20 protein-coding genes are annotated in these 23,908 nt (G+C 43.0%); 4 read left to right on the forward strand and 16 right to left on the reverse strand.

Features of this window, described 5'->3' with window-relative positions:
- Position 1: 1 nt before the first annotated feature.
- The 14 genes from ftsZ to U3A58_RS07710 form a co-directional block, all read right to left on the reverse strand.
- Positions 2-1,678 carry a cell division protein FtsZ gene (gene ftsZ, locus U3A58_RS07645; protein WP_323822817.1) on the reverse strand — a complete coding sequence of 559 codons (1,677 nt, stop codon included), beginning with the start codon at positions 1,676-1,678 and terminating at the stop codon, positions 2-4.
- 98 nt (positions 1,679-1,776) lie between these two features.
- On the reverse strand, positions 1,777-3,087 hold the full coding sequence (gene ftsA / locus U3A58_RS07650; protein ID WP_323822819.1) for a cell division protein FtsA: 1,311 nt from the start codon (positions 3,085-3,087) through the stop codon (positions 1,777-1,779).
- Positions 3,088-3,097: 10 nt separating this feature from the next.
- On the reverse strand, positions 3,098-3,856 hold the full coding sequence (locus U3A58_RS07655) for a cell division protein FtsQ/DivIB (protein WP_323822820.1): 759 nt from the start codon (positions 3,854-3,856) through the stop codon (positions 3,098-3,100).
- The gene (gene murC, locus U3A58_RS07660) at positions 3,853-5,265 is read right to left on the reverse strand and encodes a UDP-N-acetylmuramate--L-alanine ligase (protein ID WP_323822822.1); all 1,413 of its coding nucleotides are present in this window, start codon (positions 5,263-5,265) and stop codon (positions 3,853-3,855) included. The genes U3A58_RS07655 and murC overlap by 4 nt, the downstream gene beginning before the upstream one ends.
- Complete coding sequence (gene murG, locus U3A58_RS07665) at positions 5,262-6,371, reverse strand: undecaprenyldiphospho-muramoylpentapeptide beta-N-acetylglucosaminyltransferase (protein ID WP_323822852.1); 1,110 nt, start codon at positions 6,369-6,371, stop codon at positions 5,262-5,264. The genes murC and murG overlap by 4 nt, the downstream gene beginning before the upstream one ends.
- 2 nt (positions 6,372-6,373) lie before the next feature.
- Positions 6,374-7,540 (reverse strand): FtsW/RodA/SpoVE family cell cycle protein, encoded by a 1,167-nt coding sequence (locus tag U3A58_RS07670; RefSeq protein ID WP_323822823.1) that lies wholly within the window; start codon positions 7,538-7,540, stop codon positions 6,374-6,376.
- On the reverse strand, positions 7,537-8,889 hold the full coding sequence (gene murD, locus U3A58_RS07675) for a UDP-N-acetylmuramoyl-L-alanine--D-glutamate ligase (protein WP_323822824.1): 1,353 nt from the start codon (positions 8,887-8,889) through the stop codon (positions 7,537-7,539). The genes U3A58_RS07670 and murD overlap by 4 nt, the downstream gene beginning before the upstream one ends.
- 5 nt (positions 8,890-8,894) lie before the next feature.
- On the reverse strand, positions 8,895-10,106 hold the full coding sequence (mraY, locus tag U3A58_RS07680; protein WP_323822825.1) for a phospho-N-acetylmuramoyl-pentapeptide-transferase: 1,212 nt from the start codon (positions 10,104-10,106) through the stop codon (positions 8,895-8,897).
- Position 10,107: 1 nt separating this feature from the next.
- On the reverse strand, positions 10,108-11,571 hold the full coding sequence (locus U3A58_RS07685; RefSeq protein WP_323822826.1) for a UDP-N-acetylmuramoyl-L-alanyl-D-glutamate--2,6-diaminopimelate ligase: 1,464 nt from the start codon (positions 11,569-11,571) through the stop codon (positions 10,108-10,110).
- Entirely contained in the window at positions 11,572-13,680 is a 2,109-nt protein-coding gene (locus U3A58_RS07690) for a penicillin-binding protein (protein ID WP_323822827.1), read from the reverse strand.
- Positions 13,677-14,060, reverse strand: a complete 384-nt coding sequence (locus tag U3A58_RS07695) for an FtsL-like putative cell division protein (protein WP_323822828.1) — start codon at positions 14,058-14,060, stop codon at positions 13,677-13,679. The genes U3A58_RS07690 and U3A58_RS07695 overlap by 4 nt, the downstream gene beginning before the upstream one ends.
- Entirely contained in the window at positions 14,057-14,968 is a 912-nt protein-coding gene (gene rsmH, locus U3A58_RS07700) for a 16S rRNA (cytosine(1402)-N(4))-methyltransferase RsmH (protein WP_323822829.1), read from the reverse strand. Before rsmH ends, U3A58_RS07695 begins: the two co-directional genes overlap by 4 nt.
- A gap of 4 nt (positions 14,969-14,972) precedes the next feature.
- Complete coding sequence (gene mraZ / locus U3A58_RS07705; RefSeq protein ID WP_323822830.1) at positions 14,973-15,407, reverse strand: division/cell wall cluster transcriptional repressor MraZ; 435 nt, start codon at positions 15,405-15,407, stop codon at positions 14,973-14,975.
- Between the two features lie 509 nt (positions 15,408-15,916).
- Positions 15,917-16,105 carry a CsbD family protein gene (locus U3A58_RS07710; RefSeq protein ID WP_323822831.1) on the reverse strand — a complete coding sequence of 63 codons (189 nt, stop codon included), beginning with the start codon at positions 16,103-16,105 and terminating at the stop codon, positions 15,917-15,919.
- 377 nt (positions 16,106-16,482) lie between these two features.
- Here U3A58_RS07710 and U3A58_RS07715 point away from each other — a divergent pair, with 377 nt between their 5' ends.
- Both U3A58_RS07715 and U3A58_RS07720 read left to right on the forward strand, forming a co-directional pair.
- Complete coding sequence (locus U3A58_RS07715) at positions 16,483-17,508, forward strand: ligase-associated DNA damage response exonuclease (protein WP_323822832.1); 1,026 nt, start codon at positions 16,483-16,485, stop codon at positions 17,506-17,508.
- Positions 17,505-19,103, forward strand: a complete 1,599-nt coding sequence (locus tag U3A58_RS07720; protein ID WP_323822833.1) for an ATP-dependent DNA ligase — start codon at positions 17,505-17,507, stop codon at positions 19,101-19,103. The genes U3A58_RS07715 and U3A58_RS07720 overlap by 4 nt, the downstream gene beginning before the upstream one ends.
- Positions 19,104-19,257: 154 nt before the next feature.
- On the opposite strand, the gene U3A58_RS07725 is transcribed toward U3A58_RS07720, so the two are convergent.
- Positions 19,258-21,252 carry a M56 family metallopeptidase gene (locus U3A58_RS07725; protein WP_323822834.1) on the reverse strand — a complete coding sequence of 665 codons (1,995 nt, stop codon included), beginning with the start codon at positions 21,250-21,252 and terminating at the stop codon, positions 19,258-19,260.
- The gene (locus tag U3A58_RS07730) at positions 21,252-21,623 is read right to left on the reverse strand and encodes a BlaI/MecI/CopY family transcriptional regulator (RefSeq protein WP_323822835.1); all 372 of its coding nucleotides are present in this window, start codon (positions 21,621-21,623) and stop codon (positions 21,252-21,254) included. Before U3A58_RS07730 ends, U3A58_RS07725 begins: the two co-directional genes overlap by 1 nt.
- Before the next feature lie 351 nt (positions 21,624-21,974).
- Here U3A58_RS07730 and U3A58_RS07735 point away from each other — a divergent pair, with 351 nt between their 5' ends.
- Positions 21,975-23,087, forward strand: a complete 1,113-nt coding sequence (locus U3A58_RS07735) for an alkene reductase (RefSeq protein ID WP_323822836.1) — start codon at positions 21,975-21,977, stop codon at positions 23,085-23,087.
- Between the two features lie 49 nt (positions 23,088-23,136).
- Positions 23,137-23,904 carry an NRDE family protein gene (locus U3A58_RS07740; protein ID WP_323822837.1) on the forward strand — a complete coding sequence of 256 codons (768 nt, stop codon included), beginning with the start codon at positions 23,137-23,139 and terminating at the stop codon, positions 23,902-23,904.
- The last annotated feature ends 4 nt before the right edge of the window (positions 23,905-23,908 follow it).

Below are 23,908 nucleotides of genomic sequence, written 5' to 3' on the forward strand. Positions count from 1 at the left end.
CTTAGTCCACATTATCGTGCAGGAATCTATTATTTCCTAGAATCTCATTGTCATCGTTCAAGTTGTACTTGCTGATGCTTGGCTCGGAACTATGCTGAGGTTCGTTCAAAACGACATTCTTACGCTGATAAGCAGGCACTTCCATTTTTTCCTTCAACTCTTCCGGAGTTGGATTAAATGCACGGTTACCTTTTAGCTTTTCGAAACGCTCATGAGCTCTTTGAATCGCCTTCTGCTTCATTTGCTCATAGTAATCATTTGCAAAAGCTGGAGTAGTTGCTTCTTCCTCTTTCTTAGGCTCTTCTACAGTTTTCTTTTCATCTTCTTCTTCGAAAAGATCGTGTACGATTTTCTCCTGAGCTGGCTTTGGAGCTTCCGCTTTCACTTCTTCCTTAGGCTTCATGAAAGAGAATAGGCTTTCTTTCTTAGGAGCTGGTTTAGGAGCTTCAGTTGGTTCTTCTTTCTTTGGAGCTTCAGCCGCTGGCTTCACTTCCGGGGCAGGAGTTTTAGGCATGGAGAATACAAACGTAGATCCGTTAGAAACTGGTTCTTCTTTTACTTTCTCAGATTTTCCTGAGTCCAAATTGATCACTGTCTTTTCTTCCTCTACTTCCTGCACTGGAGTGCTGGCTACTGGAGCTGGAGAAGGTGCGGCAATTGCTTTGGCAGTTTCTTCTCTCTTGGTGCCAGCCAATCTATCCATTTCAAAACCAGTAGCAATCACCGTCACACGGATAGCTTTGCCCAATTCCGGATCTATGCCTTGACCGAAAATAACCTCAGCGTTGTCACCTGCTTTTTCTTGGATGTACTCAGTGATTTCGCTCAATTCGTCCATTGACAATTCCTCTTCTTCGCCAGACATGATAGAAAGCAAGATCTTCTCAGCTCCTTTGATATCTACATTATTCAACAATGGAGAAGAGATAGCTGCACCCGCAGCACGGATTGCACGTCCTTCGCCTTCCTCAGTGGAAGAACCCATCACAGCTGCACCTGCGTCTTTCATTACTGTCTTCACATCTTCAAAATCCACATTGACGTCTTGATGAACAGTGATGATCTCAGCGATAGATCTAGCAGCAGTAGATAGAATATCGTCCGCTTTGCTGAAAGCAGTTCTGATAGCAAGATTGCCATAGATCTCTCTTAATTTGTCATTCAGAATAACCAGCACCGTATCGCAATTCTCACGTAGCGCTTCGATACCTGCCTGGGCTACATTCATTTTTTTCTTTCCTTCAAACATGAATGGCGCGGTCACGATACCCACTGTCAGGATATTAAGTTCTTTTGCGATTCTCGCTACCACAGGAGCTGCACCGGTACCGGTACCTCCTCCCATTCCAGCTGTGATGAATACCATTTTGGTATTATCAGCCAATAGCTCACGGATCTCATCCTCTGATTCTATAGCTGCATTTTTACCTTGCTCAGGATTTGCGCCCGCACCTAGGCCTTCGGTCAAATTGGCACCAAGTTGCAACCTAAGAGGAACTGGGCTAGACTTAAGCGCCTGAGCGTCGGTATTGACTACCACAAACTCTACGTCTTTAATTCCTAGACCAAACATGTGGTTTACGGCATTAGAACCGCCACCACCTACGCCGATTACTTTTATAATCGACTTCGGGTTTTTGTGTAAATCAAATCTGTAATCTTTCATGTTATCTGACATATTTATTTTTATTGGTGAAATTTTCTAAGGTTGTTCTAAATGGGTTGGTAAATGGGGAAATTGGCAGCAAAGCTGGCAATCTCCCCCAATCATAAGCCCTAGTAGTTACTATCGTCTCCGATATCATCGCTGAGAATTCCTTTCAGTCTTCCGGCGATCTTATCGAAAATGTCTTTTGGCCTGATGTCCATTGATTTTGGGTTTCTTATTGTTTTCCCATTGGCAGTACGCTTGGCATACCCCTGATCTCTGTCATCAAGTGCTTTGAAACCCGCAAGTACCAAACCTACTGATGTAGCGTACATTGGGCTCTTCACTTCCTCGATTACCGACTTGCCCAAGTGCTCGTTTGGATAGCCTATTCTGGTATCCAGGCCAGTCATGTATTCGAATAATTGACTGATAAATTGCAGTTGCGAGCCACCACCTGTAAGGACTATGCCCCCGGCCAGCTTTTTGTAATGCCCGCTTTGCATAATCTCATTCTGTACGATCTCGATGATCTCTTCCATTCTTGCCTGAATGATAGAAGCTAGGTTTCGGATAGAAATCTCTTTTGGGGCTCTATTTCTCAAGCCTGGAATCGACACGATCTCATTAGGATTAGCTTCTTCTGTGATCGCTTTCCCAAATTTTGTCTTCAGAAGTTCAGCTTGATTTTGCATCACCATACAGCCTTCTTTGATGTCCTTGGTGATGATATTCCCACCCAAAGGAATCACGGCGGTGTGGCGGATAATATTCTCATAGAAAATGGCGATGTCTGTGGTACCGCCCCCTATATCTATCAGGCAGACACCTGCTTCTTTTTCATCATCACTCAATACAGAAAGTGAACTCGCCAATGGCTCCAGAATCAATTGCTTGGAAACTAATTCTGCACGGCGAACGCATCTGTTGATATTGTTGATAGCGGTGGTCTGAGCTGTGATGATATGGAAATCAGCCTCCAGGCGTGTACCCGACATCCCAACCGGATCTTTGATACCACCTTCGTAATCCACCGTATAATCCTGTGGCATTACGTGAATAATTGTATTTCCCGGAGGGATCAGAATATTTTCCATTTCACTGGAAAGTCTTCTCACATCCTCTATCGTGATCTCATCTTCCGTCGGCTGACGCATAATGCTGCCACTCTGAATCTTACTTTGGATATGCTGACCCGCAATTCCTACAATGACATCGACGATGTCCACATTAGCCATTTCTGAAGCCTCCTCTACTGCCTTTTCTATAGCATGAACTGTCTTGTCTATGTTGGTCACCACCCCACGATCAACTCCGTCAGAAACGGCCTTGCCCATGCCCAGCACCTCGAGTTTGCCATACTCATTTTTGCGGCCCACGATGACACAGATCTTGGTTGTCCCAATGTCCAGTCCTACTATTAATTCTTTATTTTCCATATCCAAGCTATTATTCACAGACGATTTGATCCTTAAACTTTACACTTACTCGGTCGTAAGCATTCCAGCCCTTGCGAGGCAGTATTTCCTTATAAAAGACCGCTATTCGGTCAAACTTATTTGCTATATCATGTGCATCTCCAAACTCAATAACCTGTCTTCCTACTTGCTGAAAAAGACGAATGTTATCCTTGGTATTCACTTCCACTTCGGTGATCTGCGCATTCCAAAATTCATCTTCAGTGATGAACCTGATCAAGTCCATCAACTCAGGCATGTCAGCAGTGATATCGCCTTTATCCATCAGCATTTCTGCATAGTCTCCTTCCAGTATGAGTACACGACTCGTGTATGATGTAGAAGTAGGAATCACCTTGCCCTCCGTAGTGATATACCCATCCGCCGCCATAGGCTGAGCTATTCTCGCGATAGGCTGATGCTGGCTGATCTTCAAATTCAATATGCCTTTCTGCCCAAGCATTGCTTGCACAGACTTCACAAATGGATGTCCTAGCAACCTAATTTCAATATCTTTCATCGGTACCTCTTCCAGCATTAATCCTGGTTTTAGATCAGGAAATGCTTGGCCTAGGATCCTGGCGATTTCAGCATCCTCCACAAAATAGACTCCGCTTACGCCTTCAATATTTATTTCAGTCCCCTGGAAAGTTTTATAAAGTGTCTGCTTTTCTACAAAGCCAATAAATCCTACCAGCACTAAAGTGAGCACTACAAAAGCGAGTATCTTTTTTACGTTTGCCTTTATCATGATGCAAATCGGTTAAGTCCTTCTTTCATCCAGGTAGCGATTCCTGGCACCAGACGATCTATATCTCCCGCTCCAAGGGTAACCAAAACCTCCGTAGAAGCCCGATCCAAATGACTCATCAAATCCTCTTTAGCCACCAGTTCCTTATGATCGGTATTGATTCCTGCCAAAAGCATGGCAGAAGTAACCCCCTCGATAGGAAGCTCCCTCGCAGGATAGATATCCAGCAAAAACACCGAATCTGCCAGCGAAAGACTCTCTGAGAAGCCTTCGGCAAAATCTCTCGTGCGCGTGTACAAATGCGGCTGGAATATCACCGTCAATTTCTTCGTCGGAAACATCGCTCTCACCGAACTCAAGCAAGCTTTGATCTCCTCCGGATGGTGTGCATAGTCATCAATGAAAACATGATTTCCTTCGTTCACATGAATTTCAAACCTTCTTTTTACGCCTTTGAAAGAGCTGATTCCTTTTCTGATCTGCTCCACTGAAATCTCGTGATCCAATGCAATAGCAATTGCGGCCAAGGCATTTTCTACATTATGAAAACCTGGAATAAACAACTCCAGACCCTTGATCTCATTCTTTCCATCCAGATAATCAAAGACAAATGATCCCGGTCTTGCCTGAATATTCTCAGCATGGATGCCAGAGGATCTCAAGCCATATTCACGAGTCACGACTTTGGGCAGGCGCCCTCCTCCAAGTCTTTGGGTAGCAAACTGCTGTATGTACACTCTTCCTTTTTTATCTACCAGATGGACAAACTCCAAGTATCCATCCAAGATGTGTTGTTCGTCTCCATAGATATCCAAGTGATCCGGATCAGCACTTGTGAGCACTATCTCATTGGGATGAAGTCTGAGAAACGAGCGGTCAAACTCATCCGCTTCCACCACTACCAATGTTGGTTCCTTGGATTTTTTATCACCAAGAATGAGATTGCTTTGATAATTCTGCGTGATTCCACCTAGAAATGCCACCACAGGTTTTCCGGCAGATTTCAGCATGTGCGCTATCATGGAGGAAGTGGTAGTCTTGCCATGAGTACCTGCTACGGCTATGGTGTAGTAGGCACTTGTCACCATACCTAGCACTTCCGATCTCTTCTTGAACTGAAAGCCGTTTTCCTGAAAGAAATTCAACTGAACACTGCCTTTCGGCATAGCCGGAGTCCAGATGATCAGCGCCTTTTCAGGGCTGTCTTTGATCACATTTGGTATAGTTTCCAACTTATCTTCGAAAGAAACCTGCATTCCTTCTGCTATCAATTGATCGGTAAGTGACGAAGGCGTACGGTCATAGCCGGATACAGCAAATCCCTCATGGCGGAACCAACGGGCCAAGGCACTCATGCCTATGCCACCGATACCAAGCAAATGGACGCTATTTATTCCTTCGAAACTCATGTAATCATTTGTTCTACTTCTTCCACTATAGCATTTGCCGCATTGGGCTTAGCTAGATTTTTTATATTTCTTCCTAATTTCTCAGACAGGTTGCTATCCTTCATTAGCTCATTTACTTTTAGTTCTAAAGCGCCTACTGCCTCCGAGTCTTTCAGTAGCAAAGCAGCATCATGACTTACATAAGCCATGGCATTTTTGGTCTGATGATCTTCTGCCACATTGGGAGATGGGATGAAAATCACCGGCTTGCCGACTAGCGAAAGTTCTGAAACCGAAAGTGCTCCAGCTCTGGATACAATCACATCTGCAGCTGCGTACGCCAAATCCATTTCACGGATAAATTCATGCAGATGAATAGACGCCAGACCAGAGTCGACCAGTTTGGATTTCATTTCTTTGAAATAAAACTTGCCACACTGCCAAAGCACCTGATAACCTTCTTCATCCAGTTTTTGCATATCCTTCAGCACTGCTTGATTGAGCGTCCTAGCTCCAAGTGAGCCTCCCAATACCAAGAGTGTTTTCTTAGCGGGATCCAATCCAAAATGCGTCATTGCCTTTTCTCTTTTTCCGGATAAATCAAGGATATCCTTTCGAACAGGATTGCCTGTATAGGCGATTCTATCAGCTGGGAAAAAGCGATCCATCGCTGGATAAGCAACACAGATTTTTTTGGCTCTTTTAGCCAGAATTTTATTAGTCAAGCCTGCGTAGGAGTTTTGCTCCTGTACTAGCGTGGGAATACCCTTTCGCTGCGCAGCATAAAGCACTGGCCCACTTGCATAGCCACCTACCCCTACCACTGCATCTGGTTTAAAATCGGCGATGATTTGCGAAGCTTGAGTCAGGCTTTTCAATAGCTTAAATGGAAATTTCAAGTTTTCAAGAGATAGGCTTCTTTGCAAACCAGCCACAGGAAGTCCAATGATCTGGAACCCAGCCTCAGGCACTTTCTGCATTTCCATTTTGCCCAAAGCACCCACAAATAAGATTTCACTGCCCGGGTGTTTTTCCTTCCAGGCATTGGCAATAGCGATAGCCGGATAGATATGCCCTCCGGTACCTCCACCACTGATCAAAATGCGATATGTGTTTTGTGCGTTAATAGTTATGTGGTTTTAAGTCTTGTTCTATTGCCAAAAGCGGTGCTTGTCTGTGATTCATCCTGATGATCACCACGACTGACAGAGAGAATGATCCCCAGTGATATGCCCGTGAATACCAAGGATGTCCCTCCCATGCTCAAAAGCGGTAGTGGCAAGCCAGTAATCGGCACTAGGCCCACTGCCACCGCCATATTGACTAATGCTTGGATGACTAAGGCGAAACTCAACCCTGCAGATAGCAATCCTCCAAATGCTTTGTTAGAATTCGCCACGATCCGCATGCCTCTGTACAGAAGCGCGAGGTATAGAAACAGCACAGAGAATCCTCCGATCAGACCATATTCTTCGATGATAATGGCATAGATAAAATCCGAATAAGGATGCGGAAGTGAGTTTCTCTGCTCAGAATTCCCTGGGCCTTTTCCACCGATTCCACCGGTCGCTATTGCGATGTATGACTGCTCTGCCTGGAATGGAATTTCATCCGTGTTCATGAAGTCCTCCACTCGGGATACAAGTGTAGCGCCCCTTTGTCCTATAAATCCTGCCGCAGTCAGCCCTAAAGCTCCCACCATTAATACCATCGCGAGGTACTTAACGGGGACTCTGCCGATGAACATGATCAGAAGACAAGTCAACAAGAGTAAAATGGCCGTGGAGAAATTTGCCATAGCGATCAGGCCACTGATCAAGCCTATGGCGATTATAATCGGCACGAACGTGCTCTTAAAGTCCTTAATGTTATTTTGCCGCTTGGCTAGCATTCCTGCTATCGATGCAATCAAAGCTAATTTTGCCAAATCTGAAGGCTGAAAAGCTTGATTGATAACCGGGATGGTGATCCAGCGATTGGCCTCATTGATATTAGAACCAAATAAATATGTCACCAGCAAGAGTGGAATGGAAATAATCACTCCCAATCGAGCATAGACTGCATACTTTCTATATGGCACTTTGTGCGCCAGCCACATCACTACCAGTGACACGAATATCAACATGGAATGTCTTATCAGGTAGATCTCGGTGTTACCACCGGCATATTTATATGCCAACGATCCTGTCGCAGAATACACCACCAGAATACTGAAGAGAGACAATAGAATGACAATGCCCCAAATAATTGGGTCGCCTTTGAAATTCCTGTCTATCCATGCTTTGAACTCTCTCATGCGATGGGATTCGGTTTAAGGTTCTCTACTGCCTCACGGAATTGCACTCCGCGATCTTCGTAATTTTTAAACAAGTCAAAGCTTGCACAGGCCGGTGATAGCAAAACTATATCGCCAGACTCTCCAAGTGCTTGACCCCAATTCACGGCCTCTTTGATATCTTGGGTTTCCCGGATATCTGGTATAGCCAAGCCAAAAGCCGTTTTCAATTTCTCATTGTCTATTCCAAGACAAATCAGAGACTTCACTTTCTTATTTGCCAAAGGCAAAAGGACAGCGTAATCATTCCCCTTGTCTATGCCACCTGCTATCCATATCAATGGATTCTCGTAACTAGCCAATGCATAAGCTGTGGCTTCTACATTAGTACCCTTACTGTCATTGATATATTGCACTCCATCTACCTCGCGGATAAACTCCATGCGGTGAGGAGCATTTTTGAACGTTTGAAATCCAGCTAGCATCGCTTGCTCATCCACTCCGGCGATCAATGCTGCAGAACCTGCACAAAGGGCATTTAAAATATTATGCTTACCCTTGATAGGAAGAGCCGCAAACGGAATTTTCACAGATTTATCCTCTATCTTGATTTCAAGAGAGGATGCGTTGAAATCCCCCCCATTTGTTTGGGCTGTCTCCAAGGAAATCCAATTTTGAATCGGTAGAATAGTTCTGTTTTTTAATCCTTCCAAGGTCAAGACATCCTCTGCAAGTAGAATTGCCCGATCAGTTGGTTTCATATTTTTGAAAACTGCAAACTTAGAATCGATGTATTTATCAATCTGATAATCGTATCTATCTAGGTGATCTGGCGTGATATTAGTGAGAATGGCGACAGTAGGTCTTAAGCTCACAAAACCATCAATCTGAAAACTACTGCACTCAATCACCCACCACTCGTGGTCATTTTCTACCAATTGAGCAGCCCAGCTTTTACCTACATTTCCAGCTAGTCCCACATCCAAACCTGCTTCTTTCATTAAGTGATAGGTCAGCAATGTAGTAGTGGTTTTACCATTGGTTCCGGTGATCGCGATGATCTTCCCTTCACTGTATTTGCTGGCAAATTCCAACTCATCGATCACAGGAATCTTAGCTTGCAAAGTCTTTTGAACGATCGCTACACTAGCTGGTATTCCTGGACTTTTGATGATTAGGTCAGCATTAAGGATGTTCTCTTCCGAATGTTTTCCTTCCTCATATGCAATTTCCAATCGTTCCATTTCAGCTTTTCTAACCGAAGAAATCTTCCCTGAATCAGAAACGAAAACGGCATAGCCCTTCTGTCTGGCAAGCATTGCTGCTCCCAATCCGCTTTCTCCTGCGCCCAGAACGACTATTTTTTTCATTTCTATTATCTAAGTTTTAGAGTTGCTAAAGTGATCACTGCCAACAAAATCCCTACAATCCAGAATCGTGTTACGATCTTGGCTTCAGGTATATTTTTCTTTTGGTAATGGTGATGCAGCGGCGACATCAAGAATATTCTCCTGCCTTCACCGTATTTTTTTCTAGAGTATTTAAAATAACCCACTTGGAGCATCACGCTGACATTTTCGATTACAAACACCCCACACATAATTGGAATTAGCAATTCTTTGCGAAGCGTCAAAGCCAAAACAGCAATCACTCCACCCAGCATCAAGCTGCCGGTATCTCCCATGAACACCTGAGCAGGATAAGCGTTGTACCAAAGGAATCCTACACAAGCTCCGATAAATGCCGAAGCGAAAATCACCAACTCTCCCGAGTTTGGTATATACATAATGTTGAGGTAGGAGGAGAAAATCGCATTACCGCTGAGGTAGGCGAAAATCGCAATCGTCAATCCGATAATTGCTGATGTTCCTGCGGCTAGACCATCTATTCCATCCGTGATATTTGCTCCGTTAGAAACGGCCGTGATAATGAACGTCACCACGAAAATGTACAAGATCGGCGTCATCGTCTCACCCATAAATCCAAGCAAAGTCTCGTAGTTCAGCTCATTATTTTTGGTAAAAGGAATGGTGGTTTTAGCCACTTTCACATCTCTGAAAGTCGGAGTTTCTACCACGCCTTCTTCTATGGAAACCGGGTTGGTGAACTCACGGATGACTACGCTCTCATGGAAATAAAGCGTAGAACCTACAATAATACCTATACCGATCTGACCGATGATCTTAAATTTGCCGGCAAGGCCCTCTTTGTTTTTCTTAAAAACCTTGATGTAATCATCTATAAATCCTATGGCACCAAGCCAAACGGTGGTAATAAGCAGTAGAATGATGTAAATATTATTCAGATCTGCGAAAAGCAACGTAGGAATCAAAATCGCTGCAATCATCATCAAACCACCCATCGTAGGAGTGCCTTTCTTTTGATTTTGTCCTTCCAATCCAAGATCTCTTACCGTCTCTCCGATCTGCTTGTTTCTGATCCACGCGATGATTTTGTGACCAAAAGAGATGGTGATGATCAATGAAAAAAGCGATGCCATCCCCGCACGGAAGGAGATGTATCTAAACACCCCTGTTCCCGGAATATCCAGCACTCGGTCCAAATAATCAAAAATAGGATATAACATCTCAGCTCTGTGTCAATTGTTGTAAAAACTCGGTTACTACTTCAGTATCATCAAAGTGATGTTTCACCCCTTTGACCTCCTGATAATCCTCATGGCCTTTGCCGGCGATCAGGATGATATCTCCTTTTTGGGAAAGCATACAGGCCGTCTTAATAGCTTCTCGGCGATCCACTATGGTTAATGTTTTTCTGATTTCAGACGTGCCTACTCCAGCCTCCATGTCTTTCAATATTTCTTCTGGCTCCTCAAAGCGGGGATTGTCAGAAGTAAGTATGGCTTTATCGCTTTCCTGAACAGCTATTTTCGCCATTACAGGACGCTTGGTCTTGTCGCGGTTTCCACCGCATCCAATTACTGTGATCAGTTGCTCGCCTCCCGTTCTTGCTCCATTGATTGTCTTCAGGACGTTGTCCAGAGCATCGGGTGTATGTGCATAATCCACGATAGCGGTAATACCGGCAATAGAGATTCTATCAAAACGACCTTTGGCTCCACGAATCGCCGATAACTCACGGAGCACTTCATCCTCCTCCTCACCCAAGAGCACTGTGACTCCCAAAACGCCAAGAAGATTGTAGGCATTGAATGCGCCGATCATTCTGAACCAAATCAGCTTGCTGTTGATCTCCAGCTCAAGTCCTTCAAGCGTATTTGAAATGATCTTGGCCTTAAAATCAGCAGGGGATTTAAGCGCAAATGTCTGATGCGTAGCCTTGCAATTCTGTAGCATGATAGCTCCACGCTTATCGTCCCCGTTTACCAGCGCAAAAGCATCTTTTGGAAGCTCGTCAAACAATTTTTTCTTAGCCTTGATGTAGGCATCAAACGTACCATGATAATCTAGGTGGTCGTGGCTGATATTTGTAAAAACAGCTCCAGCTAGCTTCAATCCAGCTACTCTCTCTTGCACAATCGCATGAGAACTCGCTTCCATAAAGCAATGCGTACAGCCTTCTGCTACCATTTTGCGAAGCAAAGCCTGCACACTCACCGCATCTGGAGTGGTATGTGTCGCATGTATTACTGTTTCATTGATCTTATTCTCCACCGTGGAAAGCAAGCCAGTGCTGTAACCCATTCGCATAAATAACTGATGCAAAAGGGTAGCTGTAGTCGTCTTGCCATTGGTTCCTGTGATGGCTACTACTTGGATAGTCTCTGAAGGATTATCAAAATAGTTACTTGCCATGACGCCAAGTGCACTAGCAGAGTTCACTACTTCTACATAGGTCACTCCGTTCAGAAGTTTTTCAGGCAATTGCTCACAAACGATACTCTGAGCACCCAATCCGATGGCTTTTTCAATGAATTCATGTCCATCTACCTGAGTACCATTGATTGCCACAAAAGCACTTCCCTCCGTCACTTGACGGCTGTCAAAGACAATATCTTTCACCCCCAGCTCCATGTCTCCTGTGGTAGAGGTAAGTGATACTTTATATAATATGTCTTTCAGTACTTTCATTTATCCTAATACCAGATTTATGGTTGCGTTTGGCATCAAAGCAGTTCCAGGAGAAATAGACTGGCCTTTCACTCTGCCCTTTCCTGTGTAATTGACCTTCATTCCTTTATTCTCAAGTATGAAAAGCGCATCTCTTAGCGGAAGTCCGGACACATCCGGGACAAGGGATTGATCCGTATCATTGACGTTCATTTCCACACTAGCTTCATGTGCAACAGTCTTCACCCACTCTTCCGGATTTGCAGGGGAAGCTTTCAATCCCAATTCCTGAAAAATCCCCTGTAACTCTTCCGCTTTACCGGCTTTCACATAAGGTAATTGAGTCCCTGCTGCTTCAGCTCTCAAAATCTCTTGCTGATTATCCGGATTGAGCTCTATGTCTAGTGCATAGATTTTGTCTGCGATTTCCTTGAACACCGGTGCTGACACATCTCCCCCATAAGCTGCAAAGCCTTTTGGACTGTCTATCACCACGATCATGGAATACTTCGGATGATCTGCAGGGAAATAGCCTGCAAAGCTTGTGTAATAATTTCTGGTATATTTTCCGTTGACCAGCTTCTGGGCAGTGCCTGTTTTTCCCGCTATTTTATAATCTGCATTGGCAATATTCCTCGCAGTACCTCGCACTACTACGCCTTCTAGCAGGCTCTGCAGGAGTTTGATGTTTTTCTCAGATGCGATTTGCTTACGCACTACTTCAGGCACATACCGTTGTTCTATCGTATTCCCTCTGGAAATCGCTTTTACGATATAGGGCTTCATCATTTTCCCACCATTTGCCACAGCATTATACAGAGCGAGTGTATGAAGTGGGTTTAGCTTTATTTCATAGCCTATGGAAATCCATGGCAGGGAAGTGCCATACCAGTCTTTTGCTCCTGGTTTTTTGAAAAAAGGCTTTCCTTCTCCTATCAGCTGAAAACCAAAAGGCTCTCTCAAGCCGACCTTGTCTATGTATGCCATGAATTTGGACGGACTAGAACCGAAGTGCTCATCAACCAATTTGGAGATACCCACATTGGAAGATTTCTCAAATGCCTCCCGAATCGTCAGCGTGCCAAAACCTCCATAATGAGCATCACGCATCACTTGGTTATAAAATTTGTGTGCGCCATTGCCAGTCTCCACTGTTTCTTCCAGTGTGACCTTATTTTCTTCCAATAGCACAAGCATGGAGAGAAGTTTGAATGTGGAGCCAGGCTCTGTATTTCCCTGGTCGCCGATGGCGAAATTGTAATTCTCTCCATATCCATTTCCACTGGTATTTCGCTGCAAATTGGTGATCGCCTTGATCTGTCCAGTCTTTACCTCCATCACGATCACAGCACCAAATTCGGCATCTCGATCTGTCAATTGACGTCTTAGGGCTGTTTCTGCTACATCCTGAATATTGACATCCAAGGTAGTGGTGACATCATAGCCATTCTCAGGCTTCACATCTTCTGCATCAAAAACCGGCTTCCAGCTCCCCCCAGCTAATCGCTGAAAAAGCGCCTTACCATCCTGACCCTGCAAGTAATTATTGAAGCTGTACTCTATTCCGGCACCGTAATCATTCTCATTCAAAAAGCCAACTGTTCGGCTGGCAAGGGAATTAAACGGTCTATATCTTTTCTCTACCTTCTCGAAAATCACTCCACCCCCTAATCTCCCACTTCTGAAAATCGGCCAGTTGGACATTTCCTGCATGCCTTGATAGCCGATTTGCTTTCTGTTCAATACCAGATACCGCTTATTATCAAGCCTGGCATCATTGATCATTCTTTTATATGAGGCTGCTGATTTATCCTTGTAGTAAATAGAAAGCAATCTTGCCAGGGAATCAATTCCGGCTTTGAAACTATCCGACTTAGCAATAGTAGGATCTAGGGCCACTCTATAAAAAGGCAGGCTGGTTGCGAGCAAACTTCCATCGCTTGCGAAGATATTGCCTCGCGTGGCAGGTACCTCTCGGTATTGAAAGTTGATTGTTTCGGCTTTTTCACGCCATACGTCTCCATCCGCCATCTGAAGTTTGGCGACGTTGTACGGGATAGCCGCAGAGCAAAGCGCTATCAGGATGAACACCACCCGTACTCGGAGCAATATGGATCGTTTAAAATTCACTTTTCTACTTCAATTTTTATCGGTGGCTGATTCAGTTCAAATATTCCTTGTTGGGCTACACGCTTAGCCACCTCAGATTGCATGCTACTCAGCATGTATTCTGCTTCCAGCGTAGTGACATCTGCACGAAGATCTTCTACTTCCTGCTGTGCTTTTTCGATCTTGCGCACCATGTTTTCCGCGCGGTGATTGCTCCAGATATAGATCAAAGCCAGTAAGGCCACAAATCCAACCGGGGGAACCAATTGGACAGGCACTCCTTCACCCAATATGCCAGTGATATCCAGCTTCTCTTCCATCCAGCTAAAGATGGATTTGCGAGGGCCGCCTTTTGGCTTGTTACCCGATTTCAATTTTTTTCTGTAAGCGTTATTACTCATACCTCTGTCTTCTTCGCTATTCTGAGTTTTGCACTTCTTGCTCTAGGATTAGATGCTATTTCCTCCGCATCTGCCACCACAGCTCCTCTGCTGATTGGCTCCAGAGGCCGAATAAGATTCCCATAGAAATCCTTTTCCACCTCACCTTGAAATTTGCCTTTGATCATCAGGTTTTTCACCAAGCGATCTTCCAAACTGTGATAGCTCATCACTACCAACCGACCTTGGGGCTTAAGCACATCGACTGCTTCCATCAGCATTTCTTCCAACGCACCCATCTCATCGTTTACTTCTATTCTCAAAGCCTGAAAGACCTGAGCGTAATATTTAAAGTCTTTGCCCCGAGGAGCGTATTTCTTCAGAAAGGAGGTAAAGCCCTCTGTAGTCTCAAATGGTTGTGAAGCTCTTTCGGAGACGATTGCTTGGGCGAGTGTCTTGGCATTTTTCACCTCACCATACATCCCGAGAATCTTATGCAGCCTGCCTTCATCGTATGTATTCAATACCTCTTTGGCAGAAATATCATCTGATTGATTCATTCGCATATCCAGGCTACCGCTGAATCTGGTAGAAAAACCTCTGCTAGGCTCATCGATCTGATGGGATGAAATCCCCAAGTCTGCTAAAATGCCATCGACTTTCTTCACCCCATGCAGCCTCAGGTATTTTTTCAAATCCCGGAAATTGGCTGCGATAAATGTGAAATTTTCGCTCGCAGGAATATTAGCCTCAGCATCCACATCCTGATCAAATGCATATAAATGCCCCTTATCCAACTGCTTCAAAATCTCTCTGGAGTGTCCGCCTCCACCAAAAGTCAGGTCCACATAAATCCCGCTGGGATCAATAGACAATCCTTCAGTGCATTTGGCTAGCATCACTGGGATATGGTAAATAGACTCCGTCATGAGATTAAGAGAGATGTTTTTCCATCAGGCTGGACAAATCCGCCGGATCCTTGATTATGTTATTCAGGTAGTTTTCAGAATTCCAGATTTCTATTCTAGTCCCGTTTCCCGCTACCATGATATCTTTCTCTAAGCCGGCATAGATTTGAAAATGCTTTGGTATCAACAACCTGCCGGCACTATCCAACTCCACATCAGTGACTGAATTGAAAAAAGACCTTTGCAACAACCGCTGCTCAGCGTTATTAATGTTCAGAGACTTTATTTGATTCTCCAGTTTCTTATACTCCACTAACGTATATAGAGCCAAGCACCTATCTTCAGCCATCCGCAGCATAAGCGTACTCCCATTAGCCTCCGGAATTGCCGCCTTGATCTTGGCCGGCAAAACCAAACGCCCTTTGGGGTCTAGCTTGCAATCGTATTGACTGTTGAACATAATTTCTTGAACCCTTTAGAATGTTGAGTTTGTAGTAAAGACAAAAGTAATAAAATGACTTTCACTTTCTACCACTTTCCCCCACAATTTACCACTTTCACTTAAAAGTAGACAAATCTTTATTCCATCCCAATATTTAGTCGAAAAAATCAAGGTTTTTTTTAAGGGTATAGTATTGATTAGAAAGAGGTTAGATCTTCCCCAAAATGGGGCAAAACAGAGCATTTTAGCCCTTTCTTATCGTTGAAAAAGAATATCTTAGCTATATGGCGGGAGACTTCAATAGAAAAGTGGGGAGATTTCCCATGATCCATCTAAACTCTCCTCCGAAGTGGGGAGATATCCCCCAGGTAATAGAAAGTTAATCAAGTGAAAAGAAAGAATGCCAGCTTCAGAAAAAATACCCATAAAAGTTTACCCAAAAGTTCAAAGGCTAAGTTGTATGAAAATGCATAAAAAAGCGCTATCGAGTTGAGAACGCTTTTACATTTTGGCATTATTCAAGTTTATTAACGGTCGATAAAAGACTTCACTTCTTCTTTGGATTTTCCAGTTTTCTTCTGAATTCTACCAAGAAGCTCATCTGCTTTTCTTTCATCATCAGTCAAATCGTCATCAGTCAAATCACCGTATTCTTGCTTCAACTTACCTTTTATTACGTTCCAGTTTCCCTTTACTTTATCCTCAAATGCACTCATGCCTTTTTGGTGTAAGCGGTAATTATATTAATTAATTGTATCACTAAATATTCATAATTAATGCCATGGAGGAGTACCTTTAAAAATCAATTTCAGATCGCAAAAAAGACCTTATTTTTATATTAATTAACATGATTATGATCCCAAAAGACAATTAAAATGGGGAATCAAATTCGGGAAATGAGGAGAATTAATCCGTTGACTCGATTAAAGTTTGGGGCTAAGTTCCCTACTGCTTGCGTTCGCTTATTTTTGGTTCTAAAGGCCTGACTTCTACAAACCACTTTATCCATGATGGAAAAGTAAAAATATCTACTTCTAGCATTCGGGGGAACAATCGTTGTATTGAAAAGTTTTGATTATTAACCCCCCTTTAAATGTCTGCTTCTCAACTCTTGATTTTTAACTCCAAAGGAATTTATTGTCCGCAAGCACAGGTTTACATTGATCCTTGGAAGCCGGTGAAGCAGGCAATTATAACACATGGACATTCTGATCATTCCAGATTTGGACATAATAAATATCTAACACATCACACTAACATCCCAATAATCCGCCATAGACTAGGTGAAATAAATGTGCAGGGAATAGGCTGGAATGAGCCTTTTCAGATAAACGGAGTCACATTTAGCCTTCATCCTGCCGGACACATCATAGGCTCCTCGCAAGTAAGAGTAGAATATAAAGGTGAAGTCTGGGTTTTCACAGGAGACTATAAAACAGAAAATGACGGAGTTTGCACTCCTTATGAATCGATCAAATGCAATACGATGATCACCGAATGCACATTTGGACTTCCTGCTTTCAAGTGGAAAACACAGGCATCTGTCTTCGAAGAAATCAATTCTTGGTGGCAAAGCAATAAATCAGAAGGCAAAACCTCGGTTCTTTTTGGTTACACGTTAGGTAAAGCCCAACGGATTCTCAAACACCTTGATCCTTCAATAGGGGAATTATTCACGCACGGAGCTGTGGAGAATATGACGGAAGTGCTTCGACCACAGCTAGAAATGCCTAAAACAACCCTCATAACCAAAGAAACTACCGCCAAGGAAATTAGGGGAAACATGGTAGTTGCTCCTCCAAGTGCTCACGGCTCTCCTTGGATGCGGAAATTTGTTCCTTTTGAGACTGGCACCTGTAGTGGCTGGATGGCTTTTCGCGGAGCGAGATCACGCCGTGCTACAGATAAAGGGTTCGTGCTTTCTGATCATTGCGATTGGCAGGGACTATTGCAAAGTATCAAAGCAAGTGATGCAAGTCGAGTAATCTGCACCCATGGCTACACAGACATATTCAGCAGATACCTCCGGGAAATTGGATATGATGCCAGTATAGAAAATACTGATTACGATGGTGAAAAAGAAGATTCTTCTATCGCAGAAACTGTAGAATTAGCATGAAACAATTCGCCGAACTGATTGAGAAGCTAGATTCAACCAATAAAACCAACCAAAAAGTGGCTGCTTTGGCTGGATACTTTGCAGAAGCAGATGAGCAGGACAAGCTATGGACGATGGCAATTCTATCTCATAGAAGACCGCCACGGCCTGTGAATACCACCTTGTTACGGGTTTATGCTGCCGAACTTGCCCAGATTCCCCTTTGGCTGTTTGAAGAAAGCTATCATATCGTTGGAGACCTCGCAGAGTCAATAGCGCTGGTAGTGCCCAATGATGAGCATACTTGTGAAAAGTCTCTGAGCGAGATTCTCGATGAGCTCGTTTTATTGAAGCCTAAAACGGATCTCGAAAAAAAGGTATATGTGCAGCAAATGTGGATGCAATTGGATTATTATTCCCGTTTTGTGTTTACAAAATTACTGACAGGATCCTTCCGGATCGGTATCAGCCAGAAGTTGATGACCAAAGCTCTTTCACAGGTCACCTTAGTTCCTGAAGATGAACTCGCCTACCGATTAATGGGCAACTGGAGTGCGGATGACAGCACTTTCGAAGAGTTGATCTTTGGAAGAAATGAGCAAGCCTACGTCTCCAAACCTTATCCTTTTTATCTCGCCTACGCTCTCGAAAATGAAGTCAATGAATTAGGGAACGTCTCCGATTGGATAGCTGAGCATAAATGGGATGGGATACGCGGACAGGTGATTTTCCGGAAAAAAGAAATCTTTATCTGGTCCAGAGGAGAAGAACTTGTAACAGAGAAATATCCTGAAATAGCAGGATTAGCCAATTTTCTTCCGGAAGGAACTGTAATCGACGGAGAAATACTGCCGTTTATAAATAGTCAAATCGGCCTATTCAACGATCTGCAAACCCGTATAGGTAGAAAAAATGTAAGTAATGCTATTCTTACAAAAGTCCCTGTAATCTTCAAATCTTATGACATTTTAGAATTTAACGGACAAGACATAAGAAACCTAAGCTATCAGGAGCGTAGAGTTTTTTTAGAAACTCTAGTTTACAATGCTAACCATCCAGTCTTACAAATTTCCGATCAAATTAGCTTCAATTCATGGGAAGAAGTAATCGCGGAGCGGGAATTATCCAGAGAAAAGCGCAGTGAAGGATTGATGCTAAAAAATAAATCAGCCAGCTATCAGGTAGGCCGGAAAAAAGGAGATTGGTGGAAGTGGAAAATTGATCCGCTGACAATTGATGCTGTGCTGACTTATGCGATGCGAGGACATGGCAGGAGAACAAACCTTTTTACTGATTATACTTTTGGGCTCTGGCAACTAGATGAAAATGGTAAAAAAGAGTTAGTGACTTTTGCAAAAGCCTATTCTGGACTTACCGATAAGGAGTTTGCACAAGTTGACAGCATAATCAAACGCACTACCTTAGAACGATTTGGGCCGGTGCGTAGCGTGGAACCAACACTAGTGTTTGAGCTGGCTTTTGAAGGAATTGCTTTTTCCAATCGTCATAAAAGCGGAGTAGCTGTTCGATTTCCAAGGATTCTACGCTGGCGCCAGGACAAGAAAATAGCTGACGCAAATACGCTTGATGATTTGAAAGCATTGATTCCCAAGTGATTTTGCACAAATATTTAGGAAAGCTTCCATCTCGCTCATATCAAGTTTTTGGAGAATTAATTCCCAAAAAATAGACCTGCCCAACGGACAGGTCTTTTTCAAAGTATCAACACACAATTACCTATTCAGGAATAGTTTAAGATGAACGGCAGTTCTATTTGTTGTCGTCTTTTTTCTTTAATTCTTGTTGAATTTTTTTCTGATACTCTTCTATTTTGGCTGCATTTTCTTTTTGCCAAATTTCCATTTTACGCTGGTATTCCTCCATCTTGGGTTGCACTTCCTTTTCCCATGCCTTCATCTTCTCCTCATACTCCTTCATTTTAGGCTCATTGGCATCTTGCCATGACTTCATTTTGGCTTCGAATTCTTTCATTTTGGGCTCTTGGCTTTTCTGCCATTCCTCCATTTTCACCTCAAATTCCTTCATCTTAGGTTCGAAGGCCTTTTGCCATTCAGTCATCTTTTTTTCAAAAGCCTCCATATGGGGCTCATACTCTTTTTGCCATTCGGTGACTTTTTTCTCATAGGCTTCCATTTTCGGCTGCATCGCACTCTCCCACTCTTCCATTTTTACAGCATACTCTTTGGCTTTTTGCTCCATTTCTTTCACCCATTTCTCTTTTTCCGATTTGGTCATATTTATCGTATCCATTGGAGAAAAAGAATTGGTATCAAAGGCGAAAACAGGTGGAGAAACCATGAAATCCATGGCTGGCATACTTCCCATATCAAAATCCATGGCTGGCATATTCCCCATGTCAAAACCAATCATTGGAGCCATCTCGAATGTCATTGGTGGTACAGGGGCCATAGCAAAATCCATCTCTGGCGGCATTGCTTGAGCTGGAAATGGAGGCATTGGAGCAAGTACTAAATCAGGCATATTTTCCACGACTATGGTTTCGCCATTGTGCTGGTACACATATGATCCCTTTGTAGTATTCTTTATTATTACTGTATCACTTTTTGATATAATCGTATCAGCCGACACATTGACATTAGAGTTGACATCTAGATTAATGTTAACATTTTCTTCAACTTCGACCACCTGATTTAAATTGGTGTTTAAATTCACCGATAGCGGTTTAGTTTTTTCTATAGAGACAGGAACGTCCTGCTGTGCGGTGGCCATTAGGCCTGCACTTAATAAGAGTGTTAGTAACATAGGGATAGAAATAATAGGGTTTTGTGGATAAGTCTGGGCTGGATGTCCCAATATTCTTTTGATTCTCTGAAGGGTAGGATTTCTTTTTTTTGAGACAGCCAGCGCCAGTTCAGGTGGATTTTGCTTCGCAAAATTCAATACTTCCGCTAAGCTGTATGCCAACTCTCGTGGTGAAACTCCAGCTTTCACTGCCACATAATCGGCAGCATTTTCTCTCAATTCTTTCACTGTCTGATTCATCCACCAATAGCAAGGATGATAGAAGAAAAGCACTTCCAGTGAAGACTGAAGAAGATTTGCCAAGTAATCGTTACGCTTCACATGCGCAAGTTCATGTGCAATGATAGCTTCTAACTGTACTGGGCTCAACTGCAAGACCAAGGCAGCGGGGATAAGTATAATAGGTTTTAGATAGCCGAATGTAACAGGAGAAACACCATAAGTAGTAAGTTTAATCTCAACGTTTTTGGTGACACTCATTTTTGCCATGAGGCGATAAAGCATTTTCTCCAACTGAAAATCCTGAGGATCTGAGGATGATTTTCTAAGCGTCCTGATTTCGGAAAGGCTGTTGAAAAGACGAAACAAAAACAACAAAGCGCCCAGAAACCAAAAGTTCACCAAGAGAGGTAATTGAAGCTCTATCCAGTTTATCAGCATTTTGATCAAGGCCTCTGCTCCCAGACTCGCTGAGGCTTGTACTTCACTTAGTATAATTCCTTCAAATGCTATTCGCTCCATCAACGGAGTCGGGCTAAAGCTGGAGAATTCGTAGATAAAGGTGGCTATTGCAAAAAGCAAACTTAGACCTAAGCCACTCAATGCAAGGTTATACTTGAAGCTAGGGCTGCTTTTGTGAAAGACTTTCAGTACTAGCCACAGCACAACTCCAATCAAAATTAATTGCCAAAGTGAGTGCACGAGTGTCCAGCCTATGGCAAAGAGTAAACTTTCGGAAACCCAGTCGTTCAAAAGATTCATTATTTCGTATTTTCTAGTTGGTCTAAAAATGCGCGAATTTCATCTAATTCCTCCTTGGAAGGGTTTTCTTCACCCAAAGCCTGGAGTACCAATTTCTGTGCAGAACCGCCAAAAGCTGTAGTCACAAGATTTTTTAATAATGACTTCTGTGTATCCTTTTGATTGGTGGCTGGGCTGTAAACATGCGTTCGTTGGGCTTCATTTCTATTGACCATCTGCTTTCCATGCATGTTTTGCAAGGTCTTCAGCGTGGTCGTATAGCCAGTATCCTTAGTCTCAGCCAGTCGCTCATGGATCTGACGAACAGTTGACTCTTTCATTTCCCACAATAGGGAAAGTATTTCTAATTCGGATTCGGTTGGCTTACTCATGCGAGGTTATACGATTATTTTCGTAGTAAAGATATACGAAGAGAAGCGTAAGTTCAAAATATCTACGAAATTAATCGTATTAAAATATATTAACCAACTGATTACCAGTTTTTTAAGTCTGTCAAAATACTTCATAAGTGTTTTGGGTAAGGTTTAAAAATGATTGAGAACAAGTCTTTTTATGGATAAAAAAGTGTTCGGTTGTAATCTTTGGAAAGGTTTTGAATGGAGATAGATAAGAATTCAAAACAATTTGTAGGAAAATCTTCTTACAGCTCAAACTCGATTTGAACTTTCCTTTCCCGACATTAGTTGTATAGACATCTATTTTACAATTAAACCAACTATAACATGAATAACAATCAAGAATTATTGAAACCCATCACACTTACAAATGGGTTAGAATTAAAAAATAGAGTTTGGATGGCGCCGATGACAAGAAGCCGCGCTGCCAATCCTCAAAATAAGCCTTTTGAGATTCACGAAAAGTATTATGCCCAACGGGCTTCTTCCGGATTGATAATTACTGAAGGCTCCCAAGTTTCCAAGGAAGGCGTAGGGTACATCAATACACCTGGAATTTACTCAGTTGATCAAGTAGAAGGCTGGAAAGGCGTAACCAAAGCAGTACACGACGAGGATGGAAAAATTTTCATCCAACTTTGGCATGTGGGAAGAATTTCCCATCCAGATTTTCATGGAGGAGAGCTTCCACTAGCGCCATCCGCAATCAATCCAAATGAAAAGTCCTACACCCCTGAGGGCTTCAAAGAAACTGTCACGCCGAAAGAAATGACGCGGGAAGAAATCAAACAGACTATTCAAGACTTTAAAAATGCCGGAAAAAATGCGATGGAAGCTGGATTTGATGGGGTAGAAATCCACAGTTCCAATGGCTATTTACTTCATCAGTTCTTCAATGCTACCAGTAATGTGAGAAGGGATGAGTATGGTGGATCAATAGAGAATCGAGCAAAAATTCTTTTTGAAATCATAGATGCTCTGAAAGAGGTGATGCCAGAGCAAAAAATTGGATTGAGGCTGAATCCATCGCTTAATGGCGTATTTGGAATGAAAGCCGATGAAGAGACAATTCCTACCTTTGAATACATCGTCAAGAAGCTGAATGATTACGATTTGGCCTATTTGCATCTTTCGGAGCCATTTACGGACGTTTCAGATATTCCTTATTTGGTAAGTAATATAGCCAAGCACTTTAGACCGTTATATAAAGGAACATTGGTCATCAATGCTGGTTTTGACCAAGAAAAAGGAAATAAAGTAATCGGATCAGGCGATGCAGATGCTGTTGCCTATGCTACTCTTTATATTTCCAATCCGGATTTGGTCGAGCGGTTTAAATTCGGAGCGGATCTTGTCCAGCCTGATAAAGACACGTTCTATACTCCCGGTGAAGAAGGATACACCGACTACCCAAGTCTTGAAGAAATTAAAGTTGGATAATCACCTTAGAGGCCGGAATTTCCGGCCTTTTCTTTCTTATTTTTAAGCCATGTGTCTTGTAGCTTTATCCTGGAAATCGCATCCGGAATTCCCTTTGATCATCAGCGCCAACCGTGATGAGTTTTTTGAGCGGCCTTCTCAGGCAATACACCTTTGGGAATCGGGTTTTTACGCTGGAAAAGACTTAAGAAGCGGAGGGACATGGATGGGAATCCACCCAAACGGCCGCTGGTCATTATTGACTAATTATAGGGATTTCCTTCATCAAAGAGAGTCAAAAATCAGCAGGGGAAAGCTTGTGCAGGATTTTCTCGAGAGTCAAATAGACCCTGAAACATATTTGAAAGACATAGAGCAAAACAAAGTCCTCTATGATGGCTTTAATCTGCTGGTATCAGATGGAAATCAGCTTTTATACTACAGCAACTTTGGAGAAAGCGTCAGGGAAATTCAACCTGGTATCTATGGCTTGAGCAACGGGCTGATCGATGATCCTTGGCCTAAATCGCAGCTTGCCAAGCTACAGTTAGAACAATTGCTAACACAGAGTTTTGATGAAGATGATTTGCTGCAGATTCTCAAATCTACCGAAACTGCCAATCCGGAACTCCTCCCGTTTACAGGTATGGCACCTCAGATGGAGCGAGCACTTTCCTCCCAGCTGATTAGAATTAACGGGGATTACGGCACTGTTTCTTCTACAGCTGTGTTACAGCACAAATCTGGATTAACCAAACTTAAAGAGCGGACTTTCGACTGGGATTACCATAGATTTGAAGACCGCGAATTTCAGCTTCAGCTGGAAAAACCTATTTAACGCA

The organism is Algoriphagus persicinus (genome assembly GCF_035156415.1).
Classification (GTDB): Bacteria; Bacteroidota; Bacteroidia; order Cytophagales; family Cyclobacteriaceae; genus Algoriphagus; species Algoriphagus persicinus.